Raw genomic sequence first — 9,404 nt, 5'->3', positions numbered from 1 at the left:
TCGCCTGCATGCGGATACTACTGATCAGACTAAATGCCATGCTGCGTGACGGCACCGAATGGCGGTGACGAATGGCAGGGTTAAGACAGTTGCTCCCACAGTTGTTCTGTGTTGTTCACAAGTATTGTGTTCGGCGTGACCATTGTGGGAGCGGGCTTGCTCGCGAAGGCGGACTGACAGACACCGCGTCTCTAAAGGCCGCCGCTCTGCTACCATGTCGCGCAATCGCCCCTGCCGTGACGACGTCCGCCCATGCCCCACGCTTCCCGCTCCACCTCCCTGCCTGAACTGACCGCCCTGTTCGGCGAAGTGCAACAGCACTTTCTGAACGTGATCGTGCCCCTCTGGCAAGGACCGGGCTGGAACGCCGACATGGCGTTGCCTTACGAGGCGCTGGACGCCGCGCATCAGCCGCTGCCACCGCAGCGCTACCGGGCGATGGCCTGCGCACGGCAGCTGTACCTGTTTTCCAGTCTGATCGGGGTTGTGGATAACGCCGAAGCCCGCGCGGCTGCTTTGTTTCGTTCCCTGCAACGGCACTTCCACGATGCCGAACACGGCGGCTGGTTCTACAGCATCGATCCGCAGGGCAAACCGCTGGATCAGCGCAAGGACCTCTACACCCACGCCTTCATCCTGTTCGCCTGCGCCCACTATTGGGACAAGTCTCGCGAACCGTTGGTGGAATCGACGCTCAACGCTGCGCTGGAAGTTATCGGTCGGCGGTTCGCCACCGGTGACGGTCTCTACGAAGCCTGCCTCGACCGCGACTGGATCACGCTGGAAACCGGCCCGTTGCAAAACCCGCTGATGCACCTGGCCGAAGCCTTCCTGGCCACGTTGGCCGTGCGCGAAGATCCCCAGACCCAGCAGGCGCTGAGCGAGTTATGCACAGCCATGCACAAGCGCTTCATTGAACCGCAACAGGGCGTGTTGATGGAAAAGCCGCTGGGGGCTGTGGATAACTGGTTTGAGCCAGGGCATCAGTTTGAATGGTATTTCCTGCTCGAATCCTCGCCGCTGTTGCGCGGGTCGAAGCTGCACGCGGCACTGGATCGTGCGTTTGCCTTCACCGAACAACAGGGCGTAGAAGCCGACACCGGTGCGGTGCTGGCCATGCTCGATCCGCAAGGACACGGGAAGGATTCGACCCAGCGTATCTGGGCCCAGGCCGAATACCTGCGGGCCCTGACGTTGCGTCCGGGCAGTGAAAGCGCGGTGTTGCGCCAGTTGCAGGCGCTGCAACAGCGTTTCCTGCATGTCGGCGGCTGGCACGAGTGCCGTGACGATCAGGGTGAGGTCAGCCGCAAGGACATGCCGTCGACCACGCCGTATCACCTGGCGACCTGCTATCGCGGCATCGCCGACTATCTGAGCTGACAGCTGTGGCGAGGGAGCAGGCTGCCTCGCCGCAAACATCAGGCAATCCACTTCCTGTCGCCGGTGAAGCTGATGGTCAGCCAGCGCGCCGCGTCCGGTTTGCCCAGCTTCGCGGAAATCTCCTCGCGCAGCACATCCAGCTGGCCGACGCTCTGCAGCCGGTAATCCGCCGGCAACACCACATGAATCTCGATGAATCGCGCCCGCCCGTGCTTCTGCACGTAGGACACGTAGTCGTCGAAATCATGCTCGACCTTCGCGGCGTCCATCACCTGGCGCACCTGATCGTCCAGCGTGTCCGGCGCAATGCCGAGCACGTCCCGCAGCGCCGGGCCGAGGATCTTGAACGCCGGCGGCAGCATGGTCAGAGCCAGCACGATGAGAATCAGCGGGTCGACGAACTTCGCCCACTCGCCATAACCCTGGGACTTGAGCAGCAACGCCGCGAGGAAACTGATCAACAGGCCCACCGACAACATCGCGTCCACCAGCCAGCTGATGTTGTCGAACTGGATCAGGCTCGACTTGAGCTTGCGATTGCGGTGGCGGACGTAGAAGAAGTAGGCGAACTCGACAACGGTGAACACCGCCGCGTAGATGATCACCAGCCCCAGTTCGATCTCACGACCGCCATTGATGATGCCGAACACACCGTTGAGAAACGCGTAGATCGCGATCAGCAGCAGGAAACTGCCCTCGATCAAAAGTACCATCGGCTCCAGATGCCAGAAACCGAACTGGAAGCGCTGGTTGCTTTGCTTGGCGATCAGCTTCGCGGTGATCAGCATCAGAACTTTGATGAAGGTTGCGATCAGCGAAAAAAAGCCATCGAACAGGATGGACTGGGAACCCGAAACAAAACCGGTGGCGATCCCGGCGATCGACACGGCCAACATCAGGATGGTCGATTGTTTGAGCAGCGACTGCTCACCTCGGTTACTCACTTTGACTCCTCGAAAACCTTGAAAACCGCTGGGTGCGGTGGGGTTGTTGAGGAGTGAGTCTACCTTACTGCCAGAATTTGGCCGATTTGCCCTCTTCGCCAGCCGGCTGGCGAAGAGGGCAAAATCGCATCAAGCCTTGTTACGCTCGATGGCAAAACCGGCCCAGGTCTGGCTCACCGGCATCAGCTCAAGGCTGTTGATGTTGATGTGCGCCGGCGCATTCAGCACCCAGAAAATCGTCTCGGCGATGTCCTGCGGCTGGATCGGCTCGGCACCGGCGTAGGTCGCGTCGTAACGCGCCTGATCGCCGGCGAAACGCACCAGCGAGAACTCGCTCTCGCACAGGCCCGGCTCGATGTTGCTGACCCGCACGCCAGTGCCCTGCAGGTCGCACCGCAGGTTCAGCGAGAACTGCTTCACGAACGCCTTGGTAGCGCCGTAAACGTGGCTGCCCGGGTACGGATAGTTACCGGCGATGGAACCGAGGTTGACGATGCCGGCGCCACGACCGTGGGCGATCAGGCGTGGCAGCAGCAGACGAGTGCTGTACATCAGGCCTTTGACGTTGGTGTCGACCATGGTGTCCCAATCGTCGAGGTCGCACTTCGGTGCAGGGTCCACGCCCAGCGCCAGCCCGGCGTTGTTGATCAGGCCGCGCAGTTTGGCGAACGACGGCGGCAGGTTGGCAATCGCCTCCTCCATCGCCTTGCGATCACGCACGTCCAGCACCAGGCCATGCACTTCGGTCTGCTTCGACAGCTCGGCGCACAGCGCGTTGAGGCGTTCTTCACGACGACCGGTCAGCACCAGTTTCCAGCCGGCCTCGGCGAAACGACGGGCACAGGCTTCACCAAAACCGGAGGTCGCGCCGGTGATAAACAGGGTGTTGGACATCGTGTTCTCCTTGCTTCGGCCGCCGGGGCAGCCATTGGAATAGAAAATCAGCGGGCAGCATGCCCGGCCCCGCTTTAACCGGCAACCACCGAATCCTGCTCATTAATTGATCAACGGCCGCTACGCCATACACACCGTGGCCTGCAGCCATGTGCACGCACGTTATCCACAAGCCCTTCCACAGTTTCCGGGGGCAAGTGGAAAAGCGCAAAGCCGCGCCACACAAGGCTTTGCGGGCGATCTGGAAAGTTTTTTGCTTGACCCTGAACAACCAGTTGTGCCGGGCAGGGCATTTTGCACGACCGGGCGGTCATGGCCATGATTGCGCGAGGCCAGCAATTACGGCCCTTAGCCGAGTCTTTCCAGAGTTTAATCACAGACTTATCCACAGGATTGACCACAGCGATCCGCGCCTTTTTGCGCCCCCATAAAAAGGTTGACAAACAGGCCTGCCCCTCAGCAAAAACATACTGTTCAAAAAATAACCACAGCGCTGCAAGCCACGGATTCAAAGGCTTTCAGCCAGCTACACCCACGTTATTCACAGCCAGCTCCACAGCAAACGGGGACAAGTCAAAACTGTGGAAAAACAGCCATTTGCAGCGGCTTTATGTCGCGCTTTGGCAGGTTGAGGATTTTGTTTTCCACAATTTCCTAAAAGCACCCGTTTTCAGTGAACGAGCAGACACAAAAAAGCCCCGACACTCACGCTTCGGGGCTTGTGGACAACTTCAAACGATCAGTGACCGCCGAGGTAAGCGTTACGCACCTCCTCGTTCACCAGCAGCTCCTTGCCGGTGCCCGTCAGGCGGATCTCGCCGTTGACCATCACGTACGCCCGGTCGGACAGTTTCAACGCATGGTTGGCGTTCTGCTCGACGAGGAAAATGGTCATGCCGGTTTTCGCCAGTTCCCGCAGGGTGGCGAAGATCTGTTTCACCACGATCGGCGCCAGGCCCAGGCTCGGCTCATCCAGCAGCAACAGCTTGGGCCGGCTCATCAGCGCCCGGGCGATGGCGAGCATCTGCTGCTCGCCGCCGGACATGGTCATCGCGCGCTGCGTGCGGCGCTCTTCGAGCCGCGGGAACAGCTCGAACATGCGCTGCATGTCTTCCTTGGCGTACTTGTCGCCGATCGGAATGGTGCCCATCAGCAGGTTTTCCTCGACGGTCATGTCGGGAAATACCCGCCGCCCTTCCGGCGACTGCGCGATGCCGTTGGAGGCGATGTAGTGCGATGACTTGTGGGTAATGTCCACGCCCTGATAGAGGATCTGCCCGCCCGCCGCCCGTGGCTGGCCGAAGATCGACATCAGCAGGGTGGATTTGCCGGCACCGTTGGAGCCGATCAGGCTGACGGTTTCCCCTTCGTTGATCTGCAGCGAAACGCCTTTGAGGGCCTGGATCGGGCCGTAGAACACGTCCAGATCCTTGAGTTCGAGGATGGGTTGCGTCATACGACTTCCTCTTCGTCGGCGCCCAGGTAGGCAGCGATCACTTTCGGATCGTTACGAATGGCATCCGGTCCGCCCTCGGCGATGACGATGCCGTGGTCCAGCACCACGATGTGATCGGAAATGCTCATTACCATGCCCATGTCGTGTTCGATCAGCACCACGGTCAGATCGTGCTCGTCGCGCAGCAGCCGGATCATCGCGCTCAGCGCTTCGGTTTCCTGAGGGTTGAGGCCGGCGGCCGGTTCGTCGAGGCAGATGATCTGCGGCCGCGTGCACATGGCCCGGGCGATTTCCAGACGGCGTTGCTGGCCGTAGGACAGTTCACCGGCCAGACGGTTGGCGCAGTCCACCAGATCCACCACTTCCAGCCAGTAGAACGCGCAGTCCAGCGCGTCGCTTTCAGCCTTGCGATAGCCCTTGGTGTTGAGGATGCCGGCCAGCATGTTGCGGTTGACCCACATGTGCTGGGCCACCAGCAGGTTTTCCAGCACCGACATTTCCTTGAACAGGCGAATGTTCTGGAACGTCCGGGCCAGGCCCGCGCGGTTCACCAAGTGGGTGCCGCCGAACATCTTGTAATACAGACGGCTGGCAAAGTTTTTCGGCGAGACGAAGTCGGTCGGTTTGAACGACTCGCCCAGCAGCTGGATGACGTTGGTCTGCTGGCCGCGCACGTTGAGTTCGATCTTGCCGCCGGAGGCTTTATAGAAACCGGTCAGGCAGTTGAACACCGTGGTCTTGCCGGCGCCGTTGGGGCCGATCAGGGCGAAGATCGAGTTGCGTTTGACCTTCAGGCTGACGTCGCTCAAGGCCTTGATGCCACCGAAGTGCATCATCAGTTTTTCAACAGAGAGTACGACTTCACTCATGGCGCAGTCCTCTCATAGTGAATGGCACCTTTGCGTGGAGTGACCCCGGTACGGCTGATGCGAATCAGCCCGCGAGGTCGCCAGATCATCATCAACACCATCAGGATCCCGAACAGCAGCACGCGGTATTCGGCGAAGCCGCGCAGCAGTTCCGGAGCGACGGTCAGCACGAACGCTGCGATCACCACACCGATGGTCGAGCCCATGCCGCCGAGCACCACGATGGCGAGGATCAGCGCCGATTCGAAGAAGGTGAACGAGGTCGGGTTGACGAAGCCTTGGTAGGTGGCGAAGAACACACCCGCCAGACCCGCCGTGGACGCACCGATGGTGAACGCCGAGAGCTTGACCAGCACATGGTTCAGGCCCATCGAGCGGCAGGCGATTTCGTCTTCACGCAGGGCTTCCCAGGCGCGGCCGACCGGCATCTTCACCAGACGATGCTTGATGTACAGCACCGCCAGCACCACCAGGAACAGCACCGCATAGATGAAGTAATACTTCACGTCCGGGTTGTAGGCGATGCCAAAGAACTCGTGAAACGGTACCCCGCCATCCTTCGCACGCTTGCCGAACTCCAGACCGAAGAAGGTCGGCAGTGGCGCCGGCATGCCGTTCGGGCCGCCGGTCAGGGACAGCCAGTTGTTGAGCACCAGACGAATGATTTCACCGAAGCCCAGGGTCACGATCGCCAGGTAGTCGCCGTGCAGGCGCAGCACCGGGAAACCGAGGATGCAACCGGCAAGGCCAGCAGTGATCGCCGCCAGCGGCAGCACGGTCCAGAAGCCCAGCCCGAGGTACTGATATCCGAGCGCCAGACCGTAGGCGCCGATGGCGTAGAACGCCACGTAACCCAGGTCGAGCAGGCCGGCCAGACCTACCACGATGTTCAGGCCCAGACCCAGCAGCACGTAGATCAGTCCGAGGATGACCACGCCCAGCAGGTAGGAGTTGGAGAAGAAAGGCAACGCCACGGCGATGGCGATCATCAGCGGGATGATCCAGCGCAGACGCGATTTGTAGTCCGGGGCCAGCACATGCACGCCGGAACCGGTGCTCTCGAATCCGTCGAGAATGCGCAGGCCCTTGGGGGTTTGCAGGAACAGACTGAGGGCAAACCGGCCGGCCATGACGATGGCAATGATCCATGCCACGCGGGTCGGTTCGAGGTTGAAGCTGTAGCCATCGAGTACCACGCCGACGATCGGCCCGAACACGATCAGGGCGATCAGACCGGCGAGAATCGCCTCAACCAGGCTTTTTTTGACATCAATGGATTTTGTAATGGTTGAAGACATCGCTTACACCTTCGACACAAGAGGACGGCCCAGCAGGCCTTGAGGCCGGAAGACCAGAACAAGTACGAGCAGCGAGAAGCTGAACACGTCTTTGTAGTCGGAGTTGACCAGACCCGAGAACAGCGACTCGGATATCCCGAGGATGATCCCGCCGAGCATGGCGCCAGGCAGCGAACCGATCCCGCCCAGTACTGCCGCAGTAAATGCCTTGATGCCGATGATGAAGCCGGCATAGAAGTCGAAGGTGCCGTAGTTCATGGTGATCAGCACGCCGGCCAACGCCGCCATGGCCGCACCGATGATGAACACGTAGGAAATGACCCGGTCGGTGTTGATGCCGAGGATCGAAGCCATTTTGCGGTCTTGCTGGGTCGCACGGCACATGCGCCCGAGTTTGGTGTACTTGATGACGTAGGTCAGCAGGCCCATGCCGACGAATGCGGCCACCAGGATGAAGACTTTGGTGTAGGTCAGTTGCACGAAGCCGGTACCGACTTCGACACGCCATGCACCGGTCAGCAGCGTGGGTACGCCCTGTTGTTTGGCGCCCTGGGCGATCTGTGCGTAGTTTTGCAGAATCAGGGAGATGCCGATGGCGCTGATCAACGGTGCCAGTCGGGTGGAGTTGCGCAGGGGTTTGTAAGCGACTCGCTCGATGACCCAGCCATACACCGCCGTGATCACGATGGTGAATATCAGGGTGCCAAGCATCAGCAGCGGGAAGGATTCAATACCGAAGTAAGCCAGCAGAGCCAGACTGATTGCCGCCAGGTAAGCGGAAATCATGTAAACCTCGCCGTGGGCGAAGTTGATCATGCCGATGATGCCGTAGACCATTGTGTAGCCGATGGCGATCAGGCCATAGACCGACCCGAGGGTCAGGCCGTTGACCAGTTGCTGCAGGAAAATACCATCCATAACGCAATCTCACGCAGTGAGAACCTGCACACCCTGGGGCGCGCGGTTCTTCTAGGAAAAATACAGATTTACGTCGGAGCAATGTCAGACAGGAAACCGCAGCCCCCTTGTGGGAGCTGGCTTGCCAGCGATAGCGGTAGAACATTCAACAAAGTTGTCGACTGTCAGGCCGTCATCGCGGGCAAGCCCGCTCCCACAGGGAATGTGGCGTCCGGTTGATCAGGTGCCGTTATTTCTGTTTTTCCAGCTGGTGATATTTGCCATCCTTGTCCCACTGGTAGACCACGTAGTCGGAGACCTTCAGGTCGCCTTTGGAGTCCCAGGTCTTCTCGCCCATGACGGTCTTGACCGGGTTTTTCTTCAGCCAGGCAGCGGCCTCCTCGCCCTTGTTCGACTTGGCGCCGTTGAAGGCGGCGGCCAGGGCCTGAACCGATGCATAGGCGTACAGGGTGTAGCCTTCAGGCTCGGTGCCAGCCTTGCGGAACGCATCTACCACAGTCTTGCTGTCTGGCAGCAGGCGCGGGTCGGCACCAAACGTCATCAGCACGCCGTCGACGAATTGCGGGCCACCGGCGGTGGTCACCAGTTCGTCGGTCACGATGCCGTCATCGGACATGAACTTGACGTCTTTCAGGCCTTGCTCACGCAGTTGGCGAACCAGCGGGCCGGCTTCCGGGTGCAGGCCACCGAAGTAGACAACATCGGCGCCGGCGCCACGGATCTTGGTGACGATGGTGCTGAAGTCTTTTTCACCACGGGTCAGACCTTCGTACAGCACCGGCTTCACGCCGCGTTTTTCCAGTTGAGCCTTGGTCGCATCGGCCAGACCCTGACCGTAGGTGTCCTTGTCGTGCAGCACGACGACCTTCTTGCCCTTGAGCACGTCGACGATGTAGTCGCCGGCCACAATGCCTTGCTGGTCGTCACGGCCGCACATACGGAACATGGCGCTCAGGCCGCGCTCGGTCACTTGCGGGTTGGTGGAACCCGGGGTGATCGCGATGATGCCGGCTTCGTCGTAGATCTCCGACGCAGGAATGGTGGAGGACGAGCAGAAGTGGCCGACCACACCGGCGACTTTCTGGTTGGTGAGGTCCTTGGCGACCGTCACCGCCTGTTTCGGCTCGCAGGCGTCATCGCCCTTGACCAGGACGATTTTCTCCCCGTTGACGCCGCCCGCCGCGTTGACCGCGTCGGCCGCCGCTTGTGCCCCTTTCATGTACTGTTCGCCAAATGCCGCGTTGGCGCCCGTCATCGGACCCGCCACACCGATTTTCACATCAGCTTGTGCAAACGCAGAAACACCCAGCGCAGTAGCCACTGCGAGGGCCAGAAAGCCTTTCTTGTAAAACGTCTGGGACATGAGGTGGTGCTCCAAGGTTTTTTTTAGTTGGCACTGCGACTTCACTTGAATGCTCAGAGCAAGGGCCGTGCCATCGGTTTTTTATTCTTCAAAAAGTCGCTGCTTTCTTGTTATTTCGACTGTTTCGTTCCCATTTTCATTGGGCGTGCAACCGTCTAAACCGCGGAAGGTGAAACCAATTATTTTTTCAGGCGCAACCCGCACGCGCCATCATTGCAACCGCGGCGCCAAACGACGTGCAACCAGCCTGTAACAGCCCGCGTCACCGAACTGCACACTGCT

At 60.0% G+C, this 9,404-nt stretch carries 8 protein-coding genes; 1 reads left to right on the top strand and 7 read right to left on the bottom strand.

Annotated elements, in window-relative coordinates; translation table 11 throughout:
- The first annotated feature begins 252 nt into the window (after positions 1–252).
- A complete protein-coding gene (locus CAF90_RS22330; RefSeq protein ID WP_085608515.1) occupies positions 253–1,380 on the top strand; it encodes an AGE family epimerase/isomerase in 1,128 nt (375 codons plus the stop codon).
- Positions 1,381–1,418: 38 nt separating this feature from the next.
- Here CAF90_RS22330 and CAF90_RS22325 read toward each other — a convergent pair whose 3' ends face one another.
- The 7 genes from CAF90_RS22325 to CAF90_RS22290 all read right to left on the bottom strand — a co-directional run bounded on the left by CAF90_RS22325 (position 1,419) and on the right by CAF90_RS22290 (position 9,122).
- Positions 1,419–2,324, bottom strand: coding sequence for a cation diffusion facilitator family transporter (locus tag CAF90_RS22325; RefSeq protein WP_085608514.1), 906 nt, complete (start codon positions 2,322–2,324; stop codon positions 1,419–1,421).
- Between the two features lie 129 nt (positions 2,325–2,453).
- Entirely contained in the window at positions 2,454–3,218 is a 765-nt protein-coding gene (locus CAF90_RS22320) for an SDR family oxidoreductase (protein WP_007950653.1), read from the bottom strand.
- 739 nt (positions 3,219–3,957) lie between these two features.
- Positions 3,958–4,674 carry an ABC transporter ATP-binding protein gene (locus tag CAF90_RS22310; RefSeq protein ID WP_007950655.1) on the bottom strand — a complete coding sequence of 239 codons (717 nt, stop codon included), beginning with the start codon at positions 4,672–4,674 and terminating at the stop codon, positions 3,958–3,960.
- A complete protein-coding gene (locus CAF90_RS22305; RefSeq protein WP_007950657.1) occupies positions 4,671–5,543 on the bottom strand; it encodes an ATP-binding cassette domain-containing protein in 873 nt (290 codons plus the stop codon). Before CAF90_RS22305 ends, CAF90_RS22310 begins: the two co-directional genes overlap by 4 nt.
- Positions 5,540–6,841: a high-affinity branched-chain amino acid ABC transporter permease LivM gene (gene livM, locus CAF90_RS22300; RefSeq protein WP_085608513.1), complete on the bottom strand. Its 1,302-nt coding sequence runs from the start codon at positions 6,839–6,841 to the stop codon at positions 5,540–5,542. Before livM ends, CAF90_RS22305 begins: the two co-directional genes overlap by 4 nt.
- Positions 6,842–6,844: 3 nt before the next feature.
- On the bottom strand, positions 6,845–7,759 hold the full coding sequence (locus tag CAF90_RS22295) for a branched-chain amino acid ABC transporter permease (RefSeq protein WP_007915894.1): 915 nt from the start codon (positions 7,757–7,759) through the stop codon (positions 6,845–6,847).
- 229 nt (positions 7,760–7,988) lie between these two features.
- The gene (locus CAF90_RS22290; RefSeq protein ID WP_011332206.1) at positions 7,989–9,122 is read right to left on the bottom strand and encodes an ABC transporter substrate-binding protein; all 1,134 of its coding nucleotides are present in this window, start codon (positions 9,120–9,122) and stop codon (positions 7,989–7,991) included.
- Positions 9,123–9,404 lie beyond the last annotated feature (282 nt).

The organism is Pseudomonas sp. B37(2017) (assembly GCF_002112885.1).
Taxonomy (GTDB): domain Bacteria; phylum Pseudomonadota; class Gammaproteobacteria; order Pseudomonadales; family Pseudomonadaceae; genus Aquipseudomonas; species Aquipseudomonas paraglycinae.
This window is presented reverse-complemented; position numbering and strand designations above follow the sequence as displayed.